The 20,544-nt window shown below is 62.7% G+C and carries 20 protein-coding genes; 11 read left to right on the forward strand and 9 right to left on the reverse strand.

Annotated features, from left to right (window positions below; translation table 11 throughout):
* Positions 1-122 precede the first annotated feature (122 nt).
* The gene (locus ACLH0I_RS07085) at positions 123-2,573 is read right to left on the reverse strand and encodes a penicillin acylase family protein (RefSeq protein ID WP_411386661.1); all 2,451 of its coding nucleotides are present in this window, start codon (positions 2,571-2,573) and stop codon (positions 123-125) included.
* A gap of 363 nt (positions 2,574-2,936) precedes the next feature.
* On the opposite strand from ACLH0I_RS07085, the gene ACLH0I_RS07090 reads away from it, so the two are divergent.
* Positions 2,937-3,494, forward strand: coding sequence for a cysteine hydrolase family protein (locus tag ACLH0I_RS07090; RefSeq protein ID WP_411387470.1), 558 nt, complete (start codon positions 2,937-2,939; stop codon positions 3,492-3,494).
* A 158-nt stretch (positions 3,495-3,652) separates the two neighbouring features.
* Here ACLH0I_RS07090 and ACLH0I_RS07095 read toward each other — a convergent pair whose 3' ends face one another.
* The 4 genes from ACLH0I_RS07095 to ACLH0I_RS07110 form a co-directional block, all read right to left on the reverse strand.
* Positions 3,653-3,856 (reverse strand): SEC-C metal-binding domain-containing protein, encoded by a 204-nt coding sequence (locus ACLH0I_RS07095; protein WP_003198420.1) that lies wholly within the window; start codon positions 3,854-3,856, stop codon positions 3,653-3,655.
* A 5-nt stretch (positions 3,857-3,861) separates the two neighbouring features.
* Positions 3,862-4,347 carry an LEA type 2 family protein gene (locus ACLH0I_RS07100; RefSeq protein WP_411386662.1) on the reverse strand — a complete coding sequence of 162 codons (486 nt, stop codon included), beginning with the start codon at positions 4,345-4,347 and terminating at the stop codon, positions 3,862-3,864.
* A 71-nt stretch (positions 4,348-4,418) separates the two neighbouring features.
* On the reverse strand, positions 4,419-4,907 hold the full coding sequence (locus ACLH0I_RS07105) for a YchJ family protein (RefSeq protein ID WP_186708421.1): 489 nt from the start codon (positions 4,905-4,907) through the stop codon (positions 4,419-4,421).
* Between the two features lie 2 nt (positions 4,908-4,909).
* Positions 4,910-5,407 (reverse strand): DUF6231 family protein, encoded by a 498-nt coding sequence (locus ACLH0I_RS07110; protein WP_250965792.1) that lies wholly within the window; start codon positions 5,405-5,407, stop codon positions 4,910-4,912.
* A gap of 191 nt (positions 5,408-5,598) precedes the next feature.
* Here ACLH0I_RS07110 and ACLH0I_RS07115 point away from each other — a divergent pair, with 191 nt between their 5' ends.
* From ACLH0I_RS07115 to ACLH0I_RS07130, 4 genes are all read left to right on the forward strand, one after another.
* Positions 5,599-6,294 carry an OmpA family protein gene (locus tag ACLH0I_RS07115; RefSeq protein WP_411386663.1) on the forward strand — a complete coding sequence of 232 codons (696 nt, stop codon included), beginning with the start codon at positions 5,599-5,601 and terminating at the stop codon, positions 6,292-6,294.
* A gap of 90 nt (positions 6,295-6,384) precedes the next feature.
* Positions 6,385-7,110 carry an OmpA family protein gene (locus ACLH0I_RS07120; RefSeq protein ID WP_411386664.1) on the forward strand — a complete coding sequence of 242 codons (726 nt, stop codon included), beginning with the start codon at positions 6,385-6,387 and terminating at the stop codon, positions 7,108-7,110.
* A gap of 146 nt (positions 7,111-7,256) precedes the next feature.
* Positions 7,257-7,529 carry a DUF1145 domain-containing protein gene (locus ACLH0I_RS07125; RefSeq protein ID WP_186708429.1) on the forward strand — a complete coding sequence of 91 codons (273 nt, stop codon included), beginning with the start codon at positions 7,257-7,259 and terminating at the stop codon, positions 7,527-7,529.
* Positions 7,522-8,280: a collagen-like protein gene (locus ACLH0I_RS07130; RefSeq protein ID WP_250965794.1), complete on the forward strand. Its 759-nt coding sequence runs from the start codon at positions 7,522-7,524 to the stop codon at positions 8,278-8,280. Before ACLH0I_RS07125 ends, ACLH0I_RS07130 begins: the two co-directional genes overlap by 8 nt.
* Before the next feature lie 134 nt (positions 8,281-8,414).
* Here the strand turns inward: ACLH0I_RS07130 and ACLH0I_RS07135 are convergent, their stop codons facing one another.
* Positions 8,415-8,879 (reverse strand): CopD family protein, encoded by a 465-nt coding sequence (locus ACLH0I_RS07135; RefSeq protein WP_411386665.1) that lies wholly within the window; start codon positions 8,877-8,879, stop codon positions 8,415-8,417.
* A gap of 99 nt (positions 8,880-8,978) precedes the next feature.
* On the opposite strand from ACLH0I_RS07135, the gene dinG reads away from it, so the two are divergent.
* The 4 genes from dinG (at position 8,979) to pdxH (ending at position 14,535) form a co-directional block, all read left to right on the forward strand.
* Positions 8,979-11,123, forward strand: coding sequence for an ATP-dependent DNA helicase DinG (dinG, locus tag ACLH0I_RS07140; protein ID WP_186708434.1), 2,145 nt, complete (start codon positions 8,979-8,981; stop codon positions 11,121-11,123).
* A 332-nt stretch (positions 11,124-11,455) separates the two neighbouring features.
* The gene (locus ACLH0I_RS07145) at positions 11,456-12,601 is read left to right on the forward strand and encodes a serine hydrolase domain-containing protein (protein ID WP_250965797.1); all 1,146 of its coding nucleotides are present in this window, start codon (positions 11,456-11,458) and stop codon (positions 12,599-12,601) included.
* Between the two features lie 116 nt (positions 12,602-12,717).
* The gene (locus ACLH0I_RS07150) at positions 12,718-13,863 is read left to right on the forward strand and encodes an OmpA family protein (protein ID WP_411386666.1); all 1,146 of its coding nucleotides are present in this window, start codon (positions 12,718-12,720) and stop codon (positions 13,861-13,863) included.
* Positions 13,864-13,887: 24 nt separating this feature from the next.
* The gene (pdxH, locus tag ACLH0I_RS07155; RefSeq protein ID WP_411386667.1) at positions 13,888-14,535 is read left to right on the forward strand and encodes a pyridoxamine 5'-phosphate oxidase; all 648 of its coding nucleotides are present in this window, start codon (positions 13,888-13,890) and stop codon (positions 14,533-14,535) included.
* Here the strand turns inward: pdxH and ACLH0I_RS07160 are convergent.
* Positions 14,483-14,764: a hypothetical protein gene (locus tag ACLH0I_RS07160; protein WP_250965800.1), complete on the reverse strand. Its 282-nt coding sequence runs from the start codon at positions 14,762-14,764 to the stop codon at positions 14,483-14,485. The two genes, pdxH and ACLH0I_RS07160, sit on opposite strands and share 53 nt — an antisense overlap.
* A 171-nt stretch (positions 14,765-14,935) precedes the next feature.
* Between ACLH0I_RS07160 and ACLH0I_RS07165 the strand changes: the two genes are divergently transcribed.
* Positions 14,936-15,400 (forward strand): glycine zipper 2TM domain-containing protein, encoded by a 465-nt coding sequence (locus ACLH0I_RS07165; RefSeq protein WP_003184697.1) that lies wholly within the window; start codon positions 14,936-14,938, stop codon positions 15,398-15,400.
* Between the two features lie 788 nt (positions 15,401-16,188).
* On the opposite strand, the gene nhaA is transcribed toward ACLH0I_RS07165, so the two are convergent.
* Positions 16,189-17,373, reverse strand: coding sequence for a Na+/H+ antiporter NhaA (gene nhaA, locus ACLH0I_RS07170; RefSeq protein ID WP_411386668.1), 1,185 nt, complete (start codon positions 17,371-17,373; stop codon positions 16,189-16,191).
* A 267-nt stretch (positions 17,374-17,640) separates the two neighbouring features.
* On the opposite strand from nhaA, the gene ACLH0I_RS07175 reads away from it, so the two are divergent.
* A complete protein-coding gene (locus ACLH0I_RS07175; protein ID WP_411386669.1) occupies positions 17,641-18,735 on the forward strand; it encodes a PLP-dependent cysteine synthase family protein in 1,095 nt (364 codons plus the stop codon).
* Between the two features lie 167 nt (positions 18,736-18,902).
* Here the strand turns inward: ACLH0I_RS07175 and ACLH0I_RS07180 are convergent, their stop codons facing one another.
* Positions 18,903-20,516: an NAD(P)/FAD-dependent oxidoreductase gene (locus ACLH0I_RS07180; RefSeq protein WP_411386670.1), complete on the reverse strand. Its 1,614-nt coding sequence runs from the start codon at positions 20,514-20,516 to the stop codon at positions 18,903-18,905.
* Positions 20,517-20,544 lie beyond the last annotated feature (28 nt).

A 20,544-nucleotide genomic window follows, 5' to 3' on the forward strand; every position in this document is an offset into this window, starting at 1 on the left:
GCTGCGCAGCAGTCGTAAACCGGTTGATGCGGTCTGCTTGTAGACATGCAGGGGGCTGCTTCGCAGCCCAGCGGGAGCAAGCTCCCTCGCCACAAATCCTGTCTCCAGGCCCGGGGTTGCAGTTACTTGCCAGGCACCAGGGTCAACCGCGTCTTGCCGTAGGCTCGATCGAAGTTCTGCGATTGCAGCGGCAAATTCTGGTATTGCCCCTTGATCCATGGATCGATGCCATTGGCATAGTGCGGGCTGACCGGGTTGCCGGACTGGCCGGTGCCGTCCTGGATCATCAACGGTTCAGGCTGGCTGAAGTCGACGATAAAGCGCATGGAAGGCGCCAGGGTGGTGGTGAAATCCTGCCCCCAGGCAAACGCCGCCGTGTTGAGCGTGGTGCCGTCTCCACCGGCCGGCAGCGGGCCGCGTACGATCTGGCCGTTGCTGTTTTTCCACGTATAACGATGCAACTGGCCCCACTGCCAAGCCTTGTGGTCACCGCCCAACTGGCTATCACCGGCACTGATGGTGGCGGCCAGGCTGCGGGCGAGGATGACGGCCTTGTCTTCTTTCTGCGGTGTGCGCACATCGTCCCAGAATGGGCTGTCTTCGCGCCCCAGTAGATGATCGGCCTGGGCCGAGTAGGACAATTGGCCGTTGGCGACCAGCGCCTGCCACGCCACGCTGCTGTCCGGGCCCAGCTCGTCGAGGAAAATCTGCTTCATGCTTTCCTGCAGGAACAGCCCATAGATCGCCGCGTCGGCGGAAGTCGGGCTGAGCCGGCCATCGAATGCCATCAAGCGGGTATAGGCTTCGCGGGCTTTGGCCCGGTCAGCCACCGGCAAGGCTTCGATCGCCTGTTTGAGCGGCTGGGTCATGCCCGGGGCTTCGAAGACGCGTTTGAGCTTGGCCGCGAACGTCGTGCTCTGGTCGTATTGCATGGCGGTGAGGCTGCGGGTGTCGTGCTTGCCCGCGCTGGCCAATTCGGCCATGCGTTCGCCACGCTCCGGTGCGCCCCAGGAATTGGACAACTGCATGCCGTAGCCATGGGGAATGACCCGTTGGTTGGCGGTGCCGAGCCAGCCCTGGGCCGGGTCTTGATCGTAGGGGTGCAGCATCGGGTCGGCGTAACCGTCCCAATCGTAGCGACCGTCCCAACCTGGCGATGGCAACAGGCCTTCGCCTTCGCGGCGGTTCGGGTAGCGACCGGTGACTTGCCAGCCGATATGGCTGGCGTCGGCAAAGACCAGGTTCACCGCCATGGCGCGGATCTCCCGGCTGGCATCGGAGGCTTTCTCGACGTTCTGTGCCCGGGACAGGTCGAAGAAGGCATCCAGGGTCTTGTCGTCGCTGAAGCTGGGTGTCTGCAAGGCCAGGCCAAAGCCGCTGGCCATGGCCGGCCCCTGGGCGCTGTTGAGCAACGGGCCGTGGCGGGTCTCGAACACCGCTTCACGAATGGGTCGCTGGCCTTTGATGAAGTAGGTTTCGTTGCGCACGATCACCGGCTGCCATTTGCCGTTGATCTCGTAGGACAGGCTGTTGCCCTGGCGTCGGATTTTTTCCAGGAACAGGTCTTGGTTGTCTCCCAGCACGCTGGTCATGCTCCAGGCCACCTTGCCGTTGAATCCGGCCAGGATCATTGGGATGCCCGCCACGGAAACCCCGGCCGCCTGGTACTTGGGAGCGCGGATCTGTACGGGACTCCACAGTCCCGGCATGCCCAGCGGCCCATGGCTGTCGCTGGCCAACAAGCTCTTGCCGCTGCGGCTGCGTTGCGGCGCGATGGCCCAGTTGCTTGCAGACGCAGCGCCCAACAGATTCAGCCCGGCCAACTGGCCGGTGGCCTTGCTGATTTCGTTCAGGCCTGGGATCTGGCCGTTGAGGCGCAGGCCCTGGAGCTTGTCGGCCTCGGTCACGGGCAGTTGCTCGTCCGGATAGGATGGGCTCAGCCAGGCGAGCTTGTCGTTGTTGACGGTCTGGGCCAGCACGAGGCTGGCGATTTCTTCCGGCAGGTTGGCTGACTGGCTGAAATTCAGCAGGCAGAACATCAGCGCCGAATCTTCCGGCTTCCAGTATTCGGGCTTGTAGCCAATGGCGGCCAGGTCCGTCGGCAGCTTGTCACGATAGCGGAACAGGTAGGCGTTGACGCCGCGGGCATAGACTTCAAAGAAGCGCTTGAGCCGTGGCGAAGACGCCTTGTACAGCTCGTCGGCGTTTTTCTTCAGGTTGACGGCGCGCATGTAGCGGTCGACGTCCAGCCGTTCGGCGCCGGACATCTCTGCCAACCGCCCCTGGGCCAGCAGGCGCAGGGTGACCATCTGGGCAACGCGGTCGCTGGCGTGGACGTAGCCGAGGGTGAACAGGGCGTCATGGAAGCTGTTGCTTTCGATCAGCGGCATGCCTGTTGCATTGCGCCGGACCGAGACGTTCTGCGCCAGCCCCTTGAGCGGCTGCACGCCGGAAGTCGGCGGGACAGTGTCCTGGGCATTCCAGGTCTGGCATCCGCTCAAACCGAGCACACTGGCCACTGCGGCGGCAACGCCGAGCCGGGGGACGAGGGAAATAGAGGCTGGCGAGGCCATGGCAAAGCTCCTGCGGGAGGGGGTGGCACCAATAAAGGCGCTACGTTAGTGAGCGGGCGGGGGGCGCGCAAGCGGGGGCGAGGGTTATTTGTTGATTTAGCGATGAAAGCCCTGCTGTTCACTCAAGGACGACTGTGAACCTGTGGCGAGGGAGCTTGCTCCCGCTGGGCTGCGCAGCGGCCCCAAAACCATTCGACACGGTGCGTCAGGAAAAAACGGCTGGCAGGTTTTTACGGTTGCTGCGCAACCGAGCGGGAGCAAGCTCCCTCGCCACAAGTCAGCGCTTTTGCTCGAAGACTTGCCTGTTGGAAGAGGTGATGCTCAAGTGTGGAACATTCAATGACCAAGCAAGAGAAAACCGGCATGGAGCTACGGCACGACGCGGCGCTGATCCTCATCGATCAACAGAAAGGCATCCTCCACCCCAGGCTCGGCCCGCGCAACAACCCCGAGGCCGAGCTGCGCATGCTGGAATTGCTGGCTTTCTGGCGACACACGGCGCGGCCGGTGATTCACGTTCATCACTTGTCCCGTTCGCCGGACTCGGTGTTCTGGCCGGGGCAGTCGGGGGTGGAGGTCCAGCCGCGGTTCGAGCCGATGGCCGGGGAACGGCTGGTGCAAAAACAGGTGCCGGATGCGTTCAGTGGCACGCGCCTGGAGCAAGACCTGCGCGAAGCCGGTATCGGGCAACTGGTGATCGTCGGTGTGGCGACGCACAACTCGGTGGAGTCCACGGCCCGCACGGCCGGCAACCTGGGGTTCGACACTTGGGTGGTCGAGGACGCCTGCTTTACCTTCGACAAGACCGATTACTTCGACAATCCTCGTTCGGCGGCCGAGGTGCATGCCATGTCCCTGGGCAACTTGCACGGTGAGTATGCGACGGTGGTGGGTGTGAAGCGGATTCTGCAGGCGGGCTGATACATATGCAGTGAATGTACCGACCTCATCGCGAGCGAGCTCGCTCCCACATTGATTCTTCGGCGATCATTAAATATCGCCTCACCGCAAATCCCCTGTGGGAGCGAGCTTGCTCGCGATGACGGTCTAACGGGCGAAAAACTTCTTCGCCCTGCCCCTCAAGCTCCGTGGCATTTCTTGAATTTCTTGCCATTGCCGCACGGGCAAGGGTCGTTGCGACCGACATCCTTCAGGGCGTTGCGTACTGGCTCCTGGTGGGCGTGGCCGCAGTTCGGGCCGTGGACGTGGCCGTGGTCATGATCGTGGTGATGGTCGTGATCGTGGTTGCAATCAGGGCCGTGAACGTGGGGTTGCTGGGTCATCGGGGTTACTCCGCAATTAAATCGGCGGCGATTATCACGCCATTGCGCTCAAGGTGCACGTAGTGGGCAATGAATAATCCGGTTTCCAGCTCACCTTCCAGACGATAGGGGATCTGTTCCCGGGGTTTCTCCAGCAGCTTCACCACTTCCCGCACTTGCGGCCACAGGTTGGTGCGCACCGGCACCTTGAAGTAGGCGCTGTGCCTGGGGCGCACGGTGAACCAGTGTTCATGCTCACCTTCGGTCAGCAACAGCTCGCCCAGGTGGACACGGTAGGTCAGGCCACGAACGGTGAGGTCGCTGTCGCCGGGGTTGTCGACGCGAAAGTGCAGCATGAACCGCTGTTCCACCAGCCGGGCCCGGATCACCTCGACCTTGACCAGGTGCACCTGGGGCTCAGGGGCTTCATCACCTCGCCAGGAGGCACAGCCGCCGAACCCGAAGAGCAGCAGCAGGCAGGTGACGCGCAGCAAGAAGGATGGAAGGGTCATGTCCGTGCCTCTGGTTTATCCCCAGTCTAGCCCTATGGGCCGATGGACGGGCGTCGGACGTTTCCGAAAAATCAGCGGTTGAAGTAACCGGCGCAGCATTTCTTGAATTTGTACCCGCTGCCGCACGGACAATCGTCGTTGCGTCCCGTCTTCACCGGCACGGTCGGGTCGATGAAGTACCAGCGCCCGTCGTTCTGCACAAACGAGGACTGTTCCCGGTGGCTATGCTCGCCCTGGCCATCGTGCCAGCGCGCCGTGAACGTGACGAAGGCGTGTTCCGGTTTACCGCCGAACACTTCGCTGCTTTCCACCTCCAGCCCCAACCAGGTGCTGTTGGCGCTCCACTCGCTGATGGACTGGCGATCAAGGCCTTGCTGCTGGGCGGGCAGGGTGGTGGCAACCAGGTAATCCACCAGGCCCAGCACATAGGCGCTATAGCGCGAACGCATCAAGGCTTCGGCGCAGGGCGCCGGGTGGCCGTCGTGGTAGTGGCCGCAGCAGGCGTCCAGTGAATTGCCACTGCCGCAGGGGCAAATGGGTGATTGGGAGCTTGTGTTCACGGTTACCACCAATATTTTCCGAAGTTTTCCGGGTTGGCCCAGAAACGTGAGTTGAGCCAGTCGGGGACTTGTTTGTATTCAAGCAGATCGTAGGTGAACAGGGTCAGCACCTGATCGTCACGCTGGAATCGCTCACTGGCTTGCAGGGCCAGGGAGAAAAAGTCCGTCTCTTGCCAGCCGCAGGCAGTGAGGTCGGCCAGCACGGCGATGCGGCTGGCGTTGAGATTGCGGATGCCGCCCAGCAGGTTCAGACCCTCGCGCTTGGGCAAATGCTCCAGGCAATCGAGTGCCAGGGCCAGGTCAAAACGGCGCGCCGCGACGTCCGCCGGCAGCGCGCCGGGGCCGGCGTGGACCACTTCGGTGTCGGGGTGGGCCTGCTGGAAGGCTTCGAGTGCGGGAAAGCCGCTGGCACCGATCAGCAGCAGTGTTCGGGGGGCATAACGGTCAAGCACGGCCGCCAGGGCTTGCTGGGGCGTACGCGAAGAAATGGCAACGGTCATCGAAGTTCCTCAGTCAGAACCACCACGATAGCCTGCCCGGACATCATGGCCTAGAGCGGTTTGTCCCGGAATGTGCGCAAACGTCGTAAACACGGGGCGAAAACCCGCGATTGCTCAGGCTGGCGCAGATTCGAAGTCGGGTCTTTACTCCCCTGAATCGGCGCCAAGCCGATCCCTCAAGGAGAAACCCGATGAGCATAGTTCGGACAGCGTTACCCCTGGTTCTGCTAACCAGTGTGTTGACTGGTTGCGCAGGTTTGCAGAAAACCGACTGGCCGACCTGTGCGGCCGTCGGCGGAGCGATCGGCGCCGGATTGGGCGCCATAGAAAGCACTTCCTGGGCTGGCGGCGGCGCGTTGTACGTTGGCGGTATGGCGGCAGCTTATTGCTGGGTCAAGGGCGACGGCGACGAAGACGGCGATGGCGTGCCGGACAGCCGTGACAAATGCCCGGGCACACCGAAGGGCGTGCAGGTCGATGCCGACGGTTGCCCGCCGCCCGCACCGGCGCCGGTGGTCGAAGAAGCGGTCGTGGTCAAGGAAGAAACCATCGTGATCCGCGATGTGCACTTTGAGTTCAACAAAGCCACGCTGACCCCAGCCGACAAGGATGTACTGAGTACGGTCGCCACCCGCCTGAAGCAGGAAACGTCCACCGCGCAACTGCGTGTCACCGGCCACACCGACAGCGTTGGCAGCGATGCGTACAACCAGAAGCTGTCGCAGCGGCGAGCCGATTCGGTGGTGAAATACCTGGTCGAAAACGGCGTGCCGCAGTCCAGTTTTGTCTCGGTGTCCGGCGCCGGTGAGAGCCAGCCGGTGGCCGATAACAAGACCGCCGACGGCCGCGCGATGAACCGCCGCACGGAGATCAAGATAAACCGTTGAAACCCTTGGCATCCGCGGCTTGTAGAGTTGCGTATGCGGGTCTTTACTCCTGTGTGACCGGTATGGGCCGGTGACACAGGAGCCTTCACCATGAACGTTCTAATCAGGGCCGCCTTACCGGTGCTGCTGGCGAGCAGTCTGTTGTCCGGTTGCGCCACTCACAGCGACGGCAGCGCACCCCTCAATCAACGCACCTGGCCAATCTGTAGCCTGATCGGCGGCCTCGTCGGCGGCGGGTTGGGGGCCATTGAAAGCAGCGGTTGGGCCGCTGGTGGCGCCGCCTTGGGGCTGCTGGGCGGTGGCTTGATCTGCTACGCCCAGGATGGCGATGAAGACGATGACGGCGTGTTCGACCGCCGCGACCGTTGTCCCGATACCCCAGCCAATACACCGGTCGAGCATCACGGTTGCCCGGTGCCGCAATACCCGGCCAGCGCGCCACCGGTCGAACCGCAAGCGCCGGCTAGCGAGGTCATTACCCTCAACGACGCGGGCAAGGTGCTGTTCGATTTCGACAAATCCGATCTCACCGCAGAGGCTCGAAGCCAGCTCGATGGGCTGATGGGCAAGCTCAGCCATGCCAATGTCGCCAGCATCCGGGTGGTGGGCCATACCGACAGCGTCGGCAGCGATGCCTATAACCAAGGGCTGTCCGAACGTCGCGCCAGTAGCGTCGTGGAGTATTTGCTGACCCAGGGACTCGCCCCCGACAAACTCACCAGCGAAGGCAAGGGCGAAAGCGAGCCGGTGGCCGACAATGAGACCGACGAAGGGCGCGCGCAGAATCGCCGGGTCGAATTGCATCTCCAGCGCTGAACAGCGGGCCAGAGCTGCCGGATCGTCGGGAGGGCGATCCGGCCGGCCGGGGCTTGGGTTGGATTAAATTTGCCTGGCCCTCTGGCTTATCCGGCGCGCAAGCCGTTACTGTGCGCGCAAAGAATAATTCTCCATCAGGGGGGCGTATGAAGGTGTTTTGGGGGCTGGGGCGCTTGCTGACCCTGCTGTTCTGGCTGGTGGTGCTGGTCAATCTGGTCGTGCCGTTCGTCCATCCGCTGCATCTGCTGGTCAATTTCGCCGGTGCTTTTTTGCTGGTGCTGCATGTGCTGGAACTGCTGTTGTTCCGGGCCAGTTTCCGTGGCCGCGCCGCCCCCGGCCGTGACCGCCTCAGAGTGCTGCTGTTCGGCATCTTCCATCTGCAAACCCTCCCGACCGCGCCAGAGGCTTCCCATGCGTAAATTGTGTCTGCTTGCCGCACTTGTATGCCCGTGGGCTTCGGCCCAGGTGCTCCAGGTCGAAAGCCATTCGTTGATGCGCCTGCCCAACACCACCAGCACACTGACCCTGGAACGTCTGGAGGTGGCCGATTACGGCACGCTGCTGGTGCCGTCCAATGTCGCTGAACTGTCCATCGACCAATTGCACCTGGGGCGTGAAGCGCGGATCGCCATCGTGCCGGCGCAGCAGGCATTGGAAATGAAAGTGGCCCGGGCTGAATTGGCCGAGGGCAGCCAGATCACTTCACGGGGCGCACCGGGTACCTACACCAAGGCCGCGCGGCCGGGGCGCGATCTCAACCTGCGTTTCAAGGTGTTGAATGGGCCGTTGTTGTCGGTGGATGCCCGTGGCGGCACCGGTGCACCGGGTTTCGTGGGGCTCGACGGTGCCAATGGCCAGGCGCCGGGTTGCACCTGGGGCTCGGCCGGTCGCGGTGCCGACGGCAGCAGTGGCAGCGATGGCCAGCCGGGCGCCGCCGGTGCGCAGGTGCGCCTCGAACTGCCCCGGGCCTATCCTGCCGAGCAGATCAAGGTCACGGTGGATGGCGGTGCCGGTGGCCCGGCGGGACACGGCGGCAAGCCTGGGGCGGGCGGCAAGGCCAAGGGCTGCGTGGTCTATACCGCGGATGGCGGCAAGAGCGGTCGCCCTGGCGCCGACGGCCAGCCCGGGCCTGCCGGAGCGGCGGGGACGGTGACGGTGCAGCGGTTCTGAACCTGCCCCGAATCTAACCTGTGGGAGCGAGCCTGCTCGCGATGGGGGTGGATCAGTCGACCTTGCTATGACTGACACACCGCTATCGCGAGCAGGCTCGCTCCCACAGGTGCTGTGTCCAACTGGAGATTTCTTCAGAACATCGGCCGCGCCGCGCCAAGCGCCACCACCAGCAACCCGATCAGCAAATTGATCCCCACCAACCGCCGAATCTTGCCCAGTACCGCGGCACCCGCCGGCCAGTCCTGCGCCGTTACGGCGTTACGCAATGCCGGCAGTTGCAAGCCCTGGATGCGGATAAACAGTGCTGTCATCACTATGTACAGCCCCATCATTATCTGCACATAACGCGGCGCGGTTTCGAAGCCGGCGAAGCGCAGATGGATCAGGCCGACGCCGCTGATCGGCAAAAGCACCACCGCCACCCAGACCCAGACGAAAAAACGCTGAAACACTTCTACCCATAACTTGAGCCGGGTAGGGCCCTCAAGCGCCGTCATTGCGGCGGGTCGCAGGATCATCCAGGCGAAGAACATGCCGCCGACCCAGATCAGGGCCGCCAGTAAATGCAGGGTGTAGACGAGGGCAAAGGGTGTCATTGGGTTACTCCGTTCTGCGCAGGATTCATTAGCGGGGTATGATAGCCGCCGATCCGAACCACTGAAAATTTATCCAGCGTTTTTAGCGCCCGACCATCCATGATCAGCACCGAACTCAAAACCACGATCCAGGGCGCCTATTCGCGTTTTCTCGAAGCCAAGAGCCTCAAGCCGCGATATGGCCAGCGCCTGATGATTGCCGAAGTGGCAAAAGTCCTGGGTGACATCGACACCGACGACGAAGGCCGGCGCAGCGGCGAGCCTGCCATCGTGGCGGTGGAGGCCGGCACCGGTACCGGCAAGACCGTGGCCTACAGCCTGGCGGCGATTCCGACTGCCAAGGCCGCTGGCAAACGCCTGGTGATCGCCACGGCCACCGTCGCCCTGCAGGAGCAGATTGTCTACAAGGACCTGCCCGACCTGATGCGCAACAGCGGGCTGAACTTCACGTTCGCCCTGGCCAAGGGCCGCGGGCGCTACATGTGCCTGTCCAAGCTCGACATGTTGCTCCAGGAAGGCCACGCCCAGACCGCCACGGCCCAGTTGTTCGAAGAAGAAGGTTTCAAGATCGAGGTGGATGAAGCCAGCCAGAAGCTGTTTACCAGCATGATCGAAAAGCTGGCCGGCAATAAATGGGACGGCGACCGCGACAGCTGGTCCACGGCCCTGGAAGACGCCGACTGGTCTCGCCTGACGACCGACCATAGCCAGTGCACCAACCGCCATTGCCCGAACTTCGGCCAGTGCGCCTTCTACAAGGCCCGGGAAGGCATGGGCAAGGTCGACGTCATCGTCACCAACCACGACATGGTCCTGGCCGACCTGGCCCTGGGCGGCGGTGCGGTGCTGCCGGACCCGCGCGACACGATCTACGTGTTCGACGAAGGCCATCATCTGCCGGACAAGGCCATCGGCCATTTCGCCCATTACACCCGGCTGCGCTCCACCGCCGATTGGCTGGAAACCACCGCCAAGAACCTCACCAAGCTCTTGGCCCAGCATCCATTGCCGGGCGACCTGGGCAAGTTCATCGAGCAAGTGCCGGAGCTGGCGCGGGAAATCAAGACGAACCAGCAGTTCATGTTCACCGCGTGCGAGCAAGTGGCCGATTTCAAGCCCGGCGAAGACGTCGAGGGCCGCGAGCGGCCACGCCACCGGTTTGTCGGCGGGGTGATTCCTGAGCACATGCGCGAAATGGGCATCGAGCTCAAGAAAGGTTTCGCGCGCCTGACGGATCTGTTCACGCGGCTGACCGACCTGCTCAAGGAGGGCATGGATGGCGAGGTCAACATTGGTATCGCCAGTAACCAGGCCGAGGAGTGGTATCCGCTGTTCGGCAGCCTGCTGTCCCGCTCCCAAGGCAACTGGGAGCTGTGGACGGCCTTCACCGCCGAAGACCCGGAAGACAACCCGCCGATGGCGCGGTGGCTGACCCTGGCCGAAAGCGGTTCGCTGTTCGACATCGAGGTCAATGCCAGCCCGATCCTGGCGGCGGAAATGCTGCGGCGCAACCTGTGGAACGTGGCCTACGGCGCGCTGGTGACCTCCGCCACCCTGACCGCCCTCGGCACGTTCGACCGCTTCCGCATGCGCGCCGGCCTGCCGAAGAAGGCCGTGACCGCCGTGGTGCCAAGCCCCTTCCATCACGCCGACGCCGGTGTGCTGCGGGTGCCGGACCTCAAGGCCGACCCACGGGATGCGGCCGGCCATACCGCGGCGATCATCCGCGACCTGCCAGAATTGGTGGAAGGCTCACGGGGCACCCTGGTGCTGTTTTCCTCGCGCAAGCAGATGCAGGACGTATTCGATGGCCTGGACCGTGACTGGCGCAAGCAGGTGTTCATCCAGGGCAACCTGTCGAAGCAGGAAACCCTGAACAAGCACAAGGCACGAGTCGACGGTGGCGATTCCAGCGTGTTGTTCGGCCTGGCGAGCTTCGCTGAAGGCGTGGACTTGCCCGGTGCCTATTGCGAGCACGTGGTGATCGCCAAGATCCCCTTCTCGGTTCCCGACGATCCGGTAGAGGCAGCGCTGGCCGAGTGGATCGAAGCCCGCGGTGGCAATCCATTCATGGAAATCTCCGTGCCGGACGCTTCGCTGAAGCTGGTCCAGGCATGTGGCCGCTTGCTGCGCACCGAAGAAGACCGCGGCACCATCACCTTGCTCGACCGCAGGTTGGTGACCCAGCGCTATGGCAAGGCGATCCTCAATGCATTGCCGCCGTTTCGGCGGGAGATTTCCTGATACGTGTTGCTGTGGCAAGGGCGCTTTTGTGGCAAATGGACGCTTTTGTGGCGAGGGAGCTTGCTCCCGCTGGGGTCTGTAGGAGCTGCCGAAGGCTGCGATCTTTTGATTTTTGTCTTTCGCTTGAGATTTAAGTGTCTGGGGAAAGATCGCAGCCTCGTTTCACTCGGCAGCTCCTACACAGCTCCTACCACGCACCCCAGCGGGAGCAAGCTCCCTCGCCACAAAGGCCAGAACCAGTCCGGTCAGCCGTCTTGCGGCGGTTCCCAAAAGCCTGAATGGCTGAAACAATGCCAGCCACCTTAAAAGTGTTTGTTTCAAGGGAGTTACGGGTGCAAATTCAAGGCCATTACGAGCTTCAGTTCGAAGCGGTGCGTGAAGCGTTCGCGGCATTGTTCGATGACCCCCAGGAGCGCGGCGCGGCGTTGTGCATCCAGGTGGGGGGCCGTACGGTGATCGACCTGTGGGCCGGTACCGCCGACAAGGATGGCCATGAAGCCTGGCACAGCGACACCATCGCCAACCTGTTCTCCTGCACCAAGACGTTCACCGCCGTCACCGCCTTGCAACTGGTGGCCGAAGGCAAGTTGCAACTGGACGCCCCGGTGGCCCGCTATTGGCCTGAGTTCGCGGTGGCGGGCAAAGCTGGCATTACCCTGCGCCAACTGCTCTGCCATCAGGCCGGGCTTCCGGCGTTGCGTGAGCTATTGCCGCCCGAAGCGCTGTATGACTGGCAAACCATGGTTGACGCCCTGGCGGCCGAAACGCCTTGGTGGACGCCGGGCGAGGGCCACGGTTATGCCGCGATCACTTACGGCTGGCTGGTAGGCGAGCTGTTGCGCCGGGCCGACGGGCGAGGCCCGGGGGAGTCCATCGTGGCCCGCGTCGCCAAGCCGTTGGGCCTGGATTTTCACGTGGGCCTGGCCGACGAGGAATTTCATCGCGTGGCCCACATCGCCCGTGGCAAAGGCAACGTCGGCGATGCGGCGGCCCAGCGCCTGTTGCAGGTGACGATGCGCGAGCCCACGGCCATGACCACCCGGGCGTTTATCAATCCGCCGTCGATCATGACCAGCACCAACAAACCGGAATGGCGACGCATGCAGCAACCGGCGGCCAACGGCCACGGCAATGCCCGTAGCCTGGCCGGGTTCTACGCGGGACTGCTCGATGGCAGCCTGCTGGAAGGTGAAATGCTCGACGAACTGACTCGCCAGCACAGCCTCGGCGAGGATAAGACGTTGTTGACCCAGACCCGTTTCGGCCTGGGCTGCATGCTTGACCAGCCGGAGGTGCCGAATGCGACCTACGGCCTCGGCCCGCGGGCGTTCGGTCATCCGGGGGCAGGGGGCTCCATCGGGTTTGCCGATCCCGAACATGATGTCGCGTTCGGCTTCGTGACCAACACGCTTGGACCTTACGTGTTGATGGACCCACGCGCGCAGAACCTTGCGCGGGTGCTTGCCACTTGTCTATAAAACGCCATTGAAGGCCATGGACACCGGAACCTCGTGTCCTTTTCAGTTTCCAAGCGTCTGTTTATGCGGCCAAAACATGGCCTTGTTTTTCATCTAGATCATTTTGTGGATATCCAATGTCATCGAATAAAACCCTCGCTCTGGCGCTGTGCTTCGCTATCACCGGTTGCGCACAAACCCCACAAAATGATGCCGAGGGCAGCAGTGGCTGGTGGCCATTCGGTTCTTCCGACAAGGTAGCGGCCAAGGAAGCGGCGCCCGTGGCGCCCCTGAAGCCGGCCGCCGTCGCACCGCAAGCCAAGGCTGAGGGCGCCAGCCATTGGTGGTGGCCGTTCTCTTCCGAGGAAACCGCCGCAGACGCCGCCAGAAAAGCCGAAGCAAAGGCTGAAGCCAAGCCTGAGGCCAAGGCGCCAACAGCGGTTGCCAAGGCCGAAGCCGAAAGCAACGGCAAGTGGTGGTGGCCGTTCGGCGGCAAGGATCAGGAAACCGCCAAGGCGGTGCCGATGCCCGATCCGAAAGTTACCCAGGCCTGGCTCGACGACTACGAGCCGAAGCTGCGCACCGCCATCAAGGACAGCAAGCTCGAACTTGAGCGCCGTGACAACGTGCTGGTGGTCACCGCGCCTGTGGACGGCTCGTTCAACCCGGATCGCCCGGCCATGCTGTTGCCTGTGACGCTCGGCCCGTTCACCCGCGTGGCGAAGATCCTCGAGGCCGATCCGAAGACCGCCGTGCTGATTCTCGGCCATGCCGATACCTCGGGCGCCGCCCCGGCCAACCTCAAGCTCAGCCAGGAGCGTGCCCAGTCCGTGGCGGCGATTTTCCGCCTCAGCGGCCTGCAACGCGATCGCCTGATGCTGCGCGGCATGGGCGCAGTGGCGCCACGTGCGGCCAACGACAGCGTCGAGGGTCGCGCCTTGAACCGTCGTGTGGAACTGCTGGTCACGCCGGCCAACACCATGGTTGCGCTGCTGAGCAAATACAACATGCCGGCGCCGGCCCCGGTGACCATGGTAGCCGCCCAGGATGTGAAACCTGCGGCCCCGGCCCCTGCGCCTGCGGCTAAAAAAGCGGTGGCTTCGACCAAGAAAGCCTCGGCCAAGAAAGCCTCGGCCAAGAAAGCGCCGGCCAAAAAAGCCGCGGCCAAGGCGCCTGCAAAGAAAGCCCCGGCCAAGCCCGCCACCCCGGCGAAGAAACCCCAACCGGCCAAAGCCGCCACCGATACCAAGAAAGTCGCGGCCGCCGAGACTCCGAAGCAGTGATGGGCTAACCATAAGGAATGCGCCATGACCCAACCGCTGGCTGATATGCGCCGCGACTACACCCGCGACGGCTTGACCGAGGCACAGGCCCCGGCCGAGCCGTTTGCATTGTTCCACCAATGGTTCGCTGACGCGGTGAAAACCGAACAGGCCCCGGTGGAGGCCAACGCCATGACCCTGGCGACGGTGGATGCAGACGGGCGCCCGCATTGCCGGATCCTGCTGCTCAAGGGGCTGGATGCCCTGGGCTTTACGTTCTTCACCAACTACGACAGCGCCAAGGGCCAACAACTGGCCGCGAATCCATTCGCGGCCATGACGTTTTTCTGGCCGGCCCTGGAACGCCAGGTGCGCATCGAAGGCAAAGTGGTCAAGGTCACGGCGCAAGAGTCGGACGCCTATTACCAGGTTCGCCCGCTGGGCAGCCGTCTCGGCGCCTGGGCTTCACCCCAGAGCCGGGTGATTTCAGGGCGCGCGGAGTTGGACGATTTGCTCAAGGCTACCGAGCAACGTTTCAGTGACAGCCAACCCCATTGCCCGGAGCATTGGGGCGGTTACCGCTTGCTGCCCGAGCGCATCGAGTTCTGGCAGGGCCGCCCGAGCCGCCTGCATGATCGCCTCAACTACCGCCTGCAAGGGGCGAACTGGACTCGCGAGCGCCTGGCGCCTTAGGCGGATAACCTGCCGCAGCGGTTTGCAACCATTGCGGCAGGTCTCGGCGCTTGATGCCTTGCTCCCGGGCGCGGGCCAATTGTTGCAGCATATAGGTCTTTTTCTGCTCGTCCTGCCCCGCCAACGACAGCGCCAGGTCGCGGTCCATCCAGCGTTTGATCCGCACGTACAGCCACCCGTGGAAGTACAGGCCGGCCACGGTGGTCACGACGATAATGAAATAATCCATGAAAAAATCCCTGGGTTGATGACGCAGGTTTCGTAAATTGGCGCTACTGTTTGGTGAATTTTTCCGGTGCGCCTGTATCCCACCTGAATGAAAACAATTTTATCCCGGCAAGGCCGTGACAGGCGTCAAGCCGGGGAGTTTAATGAATCCCTGTCTTTTGGAGTTGATGCTATGCGTAAGTCTGTTTTGCTGGTTGCTTCCTTTTCCACGATGGCGATGTTGCTCACTGGCTGTCAGTCGAGCCTGACCGGTGACTCCTACTCCCGTGACGAAGCGCGTCGCGTGCAGACGATTCGCATGGGGACCATCGAGTCCCTGCGTCCGGTCAAGATCGAAGGCACCAAGACCCCGATCGGCGGTGCGGCGGGTGCCGTGGTCGGTGGTGTGGGCGGCAGCGCCATTGGTGGTGGCCGTGGCAGCATCGTCGCTGCTGTGATCGGTGCCGTGGCCGGTGGCCTGATCGGTTCCGCCACTGAAGAAGGCCTGACCCGTACCCAGGGTGTGGAAATCACTGTGCGTGAAGATGACGGCAGTATGCGTGCCTATGTGCAGCAGGTTCAGGAGAACGAGGTGTTCCGTGTGGGTGAGCGGGTTCGTATTTCCACTGTGGATGGCACGAGTCGCGTATCGCACTAAGCGGAGTCAGGTCAGAAAAAACGGCGCTCATTCCTGGGAGGGAAGGCGCCGTTTTTTTATGGTTTTGTTTTGAGTGGTGGTGTGTATATCCGTTGCTGCGGTAACGGCGGCTTAGGGTTTCGCCTTACGGCGGGTCGCTTTTTTCAGACGCCACGAAGGCAGCGTGGTTAACGGGGCGCCCCAGATCAAAATCAAAAGCCGAGCGAGGCGGCCTTATAGCCGACCTGGTTCATGCTGGTGACCGCGTTCCTCCTGTGGGAGCGGGCTTGCTCGCGAAGGCGATGTCACAGTCGATGAAGATGCTGGATGGGCTGGCCTCTTCGCGAGCAAGCTCGCTCCCACAGTGGTTCTGTGTCGGACATGAGTTTTGTATTCACCGCAGATCCAGTGTGGGAGCGAGCTTGCTCGCGATAGCGGTGGCTCAGCCATATAAGTGCCGGCCTATGCCCCGCTTGCTCTTGCTCTTGCTCTTGCTTTGGATCTTGATTTTGATCTGGGCGCCCCGTTAAACCACGCTGGCCGAACGCAGGCATTGCGCAGTGGGCAACCCGGCATGGATGCCGGGTTAGCCGCGCTGGGCCATGGATGGCCCTTCGCGGCGGCCCACGGAGCAATGCCGGAGTGAGGGCACACCGAGCCTAGGCGAGGTGCCGAGTGGTGGGGCAAAGCGCTTTTGGTTACTTTTGGCGCTTTTCCAAAAGTGACCCGCTGTAAAAGCGGAACCGCCAGTGGCCGTTACCGCAGCAACGGATATACACACCGTCCGGAATGGCTTTAAAAAAGCTAGATCAGCTTGGCAATGCAGGCTTACGACTAGCCGCCGCCGTCACCGCATACCCCAACAACGCCGCCAGAATCGAACCCGTAAGAATCCCCATCCGATCCATGCCGGCGTAGTCACTCACACCCGGCTCGAACGCGAGGGAGCCAACGAACAGGCTCATGGTAAAGCCGATCCCGCAAAGGATCGCCACCCCCAGGATCTGCCCCCAATTGGCCCCGGCGGGCAGGCTGGCGATGCCGATTTTCACCGCCAGCCAGGTCAGGCCGAAGACGCCGACGGCCTTGCCCAGCAACAGGCCGATGGCGATACCCATCGGCACGTGATGGGTGAAGCTTTCGACGGTGACGCCGCTCAGGGACAGGCCAGCATTGGCGAAAGCGAACAGCGGCAGGATGCCGTAGGCCACCCAGGGATGCAGGGCATGTTCCAGGGTCAGCAGCGGCGAGGTCTCGGCGTTTCTCGTGCGCAACGGGATGCAGAACGCCAGGGTTACCCCGGCCAGGGTGGCATGGACACCGCTCTTGAGTACGCAGATCCAGAGGATCAGGCCCACGACCATGTAGGGCCCGAGCTTGACCACCCCCATCCGGTTCATCGCCACCAACGCGGCGATGCAGGCGGCCGCGAGCATGAGCGACAAGGTCGACAGGGCGCCGGAGTAGAAGATGGCGATGATGATAATGGCGCCCAGGTCGTCGATGATCGCCAGGGTCATCAGGAACAGCTTGAGCGACACCGGCACCCGCTTGCCAAGCAAGGCCAGCACACCGAGGGCGAACGCGATGTCGGTGGCGGTGGGAATTGCCCAGCCAGCGAGGGCGGGAGGATTGTCGCGGTTGAGAAACCAATAAATCAGGGCGGGCACCACCATACCGCCAATCGCCGCCGCCCCTGGCAGGACGATTTGCGAAGGTTTCGACAACTGCCCATCGAGGACCTCACGCTTGACCTCGAGACCGATGAGCAGGAAGAACATCGCCATCAGGCCATCGTTGATCCACAGCAGCAAGGGTTTGGCGATCTTCAGCGCGCCGACTTGGGCAACCACCGGCGTGTCGAGCAGGCCGTTGTACAGCCAGGACAGCGGCGAATTGTTGATGACCAGGGCCAGCACGGCGGCAGCGATCAGCAGCAGGCCGCTGGCAGCCTCCAATTGAAAAAAACGTGTCAGAGAATTGCGTAGAGCCACGATCGCTCTCCATTCATTGAATCAAAAAGATGGCACACCCTAACCCGTACTGTTAGTTGTTAAAACAAAAGTTATATTCTTTTTTGTTATATGTCGTTACAAGGCCTGCGCCACGCAGTCGGCAGTTACGGGCCATATTGGACCTTAGCTGTACCTGTGCGCGATGTCGGTTTTTTCCTAAGCTGGCGTCTGGTTTTTCCGAACGCCAGCCTTTGCCTGCACGACCGCGTGATTTCCCCGCGTCGAACCGATCAGTGAGAAAACACCATGAACGACCATCGCCAGTGGGCCCGCGAAGCGATCCGCATCATTGAGGCTGACTTCCAGCGCAGCGCCGATACCCACCTGATTCCGCTGCCGCTGCCTGGCCTGCCGGGCATCGAACTGTATTTCAAGGATGAGTCCAGCCATCCCACCGGCAGCCTCAAGCATCGGCTGGCGCGCTCGCTGTTTCTCTATGCGTTGTGTAACGGCTGGCTCAAGCCCGGTGCGCCAGTGATCGAGGCCTCCAGCGGTTCGACGGCGATTTCCGAGGCTTACTTCGCCAGGTTGCTGGGCCTGCCGTTCATTGCGGTGATGCCGGCGACCACCTCCAGGGAAAAAATCGCACAGATTGCGTTCTATGGCGGCCAGAGCCACCTGGTGGACGACCCTACGCAGATCTACGCCGAATCCGAACGCTTGGCCCGCGAGCATGATGGGCACTTCATCGACCAGTTCACCTACGCCGAGCGCGCCACGGACTGGCGGGCCAATAACAACATTGCCGAATCGATCTTCCAGCAGATGCGCTTCGAGCGGCATCCGGAACCCGCTTGGCTGATTTCCAGCCCTGGCACCGGCGGCACCACGGCGACCCTGGGACGTTATGTCCGTTACCGCCAGCACGGCACCCGCGTGTTATGCGCCGACGCCGAGCGTTCCGTGTTCTTCGACTACTACCGCAGTGGCGATGCGAGCCTGCGCCTGGACTGCGGTTCACGCATCGAGGGCATCGGCCGGCCGCGGGTCGAGGCGTCGTTCCTGCCGAAAGTCATCGATGCGATGGTCAAGGTTCCGGATGCCTTGTCACTGGCGGCCATGCACTACCTGGCCGAGCGCTTGGGACGACGGGTCGGTGGGTCCAGCGGCACCAACCTGATCGGCGCACTCATGGCGGCCCGGCAGATGGCAGATGCCGGGGAATCGGGATCGATCGTGGCGATCTTGTGTGACGGTGGCGAGCGTTATGCCACGACCTATTACGACCCGGCGTGGCTCAAGGCCCAGGGTTATGAGTTGAATGGGCTGATGGACATCGTGGCGGCGAGTGTGGAGCGGGGCGAGGCGCTGCCGGAGAGTGTGTTGCGGGCGAATATCTGAATCTGAAAGCCCCCGAGATCCCTTGTGGGAGCGAGCTTGCTCGCGATAGCGGTGGATCAGTCAACAGCTGTGTTGAATGCCAGGCCGCCATCGCGAGCAAGCTCGTCCCACAGGGTGATGCTGTCTATTTAGGCAAGACGCTGCCTTGAGTGAACAGCATTGGCCCCTCAGCCCTCGAGACCCAGGATATCCCGCGCCACCGCCTCGGCAATCCGAATCCCGTCCACCCCCGCCGACAGGATCCCGCCCGCGTAGCCGGCGCCTTCACCCGCCGGGAACAGGCCCTTGACGTTCAGGCTCTGCAGCGACTCGTTTCGGGTGATGCGCAGGGGCGATGAGGTGCGGGTTTCGATGCCGGTCAGCACGGCGTCATGCAGCGAGTAGCCGCGGATCTGTTTCTCGAACGCCGGCAGGGCCTCGCGGATAGCTTCGATGGCGAAATCCGGCAGGGCCAAGGCCAAGTCACCGAGGGACACCCCTGGTTTGTAGGAAGGTTCGACGCTGCCCAGGGCTGTAGACGGCTTGCCGGCGATGAAGTCGCCCACCAGTTGCGCCGGAGCCTCGTAGTTGCTGCCGCCGAGCACGAACGCATGGGATTCCAGGCGTTCCTGCAATTCGATCCCGGCCAGTGGGCCACCTGGATAATCCACGTCCGGGGTAATGCCGACGACGATGCCGGAGTTGGCGTTGCGCTCATTGCGCGAATACTGGCTCATGCCGTTGGTCACGACGCGGTTCGGCTCGGACGTCGCCGCCACCACGGTGCCGCCCGGGCACATGCAGAAGCTGTACACCGAACGACCATTCTTGGCGTGGTGCACCAGCTTGTAGTCGGCGGCGCCGAGTTTCGGATGGCCAGCGTATTTGCCCAGGCGCGCACTGTCGATCAGCGATTGCGGGTGTTCGATACGGAAACCCACCGAGAACGGCTTGGCTTCCATGTACACGCCCCGACCGTGGAGCATGCGGAACGTGTCCCGGGCGCTGTGGCCCAAGGCCAGGATTACGTGTTTCGAATGGATCTGCTCACCGCTGGCCAGCTCGACGCCAACCAGTTGACCGTCTTCGATCAAAACGTCGGTGACCCGCTGCCCGAAGCGCACTTCACCGCCCAGGGCGCGAATCTGCTCGCGCATCGTTTCCACCACGCCTGTCAGGCGGAAGGTGCCGATGTGCGGTTTGCTGACGTAGAGGATTTCTTCCGGCGCACCGGCCTTGACGAATTCGTGCAGGACCTTGCGACCGAGGAATTTCGGATCCTTGATCTGGCTGTAGAGCTTGCCGTCGGAAAACGTCCCCGCGCCACCTTCACCGAACTGCACGTTGGACTCGGGGTTGAGCACGCTTTTGCGCCACAGGCCCCAGGTGTCCTTGGTGCGCTGGCGCACTTCCGGGCCACGCTCGAGGATGATCGGCTTGAAGCCCATCTGTGCCAGCAACAGGGCGGCGAAGATCCCGCACGGGCCGAAGCCGACCACGATCGGCCGTTCGCTCAGGTCGGTCGGCGCCTGGCCCACCACTTTGTAACTGACATCCGGCGCTTCGTTGACGTTACGGTCATCGGCGAACTTGCGCAGCAGGCTGGCTTCATCGCGCACCGTCAGGTCGAGGGTGTAGATGAAGCACAGTTCCGAGGATTTCTTGCGCGCGTCGTAGCTGCGCTTGAACAAGGTGAAGTCGAGCAGGTCATCGCTGGCGATGCCCAGGCGCTGCAGGATGGCAGGGCGCAGGTCGTCTTCGGGGTGATCGATTGGCAGCTTGAGTTCGGTGATTCGTAACATGGCGGGGTCCGGTTCGCGGGATGCACAA

The sequence above is a fragment of the Pseudomonas sp. MPB03 genome (assembly GCF_046605385.1).
Classification (GTDB): domain Bacteria; phylum Pseudomonadota; class Gammaproteobacteria; order Pseudomonadales; family Pseudomonadaceae; genus Aquipseudomonas; species Aquipseudomonas zanjanensis.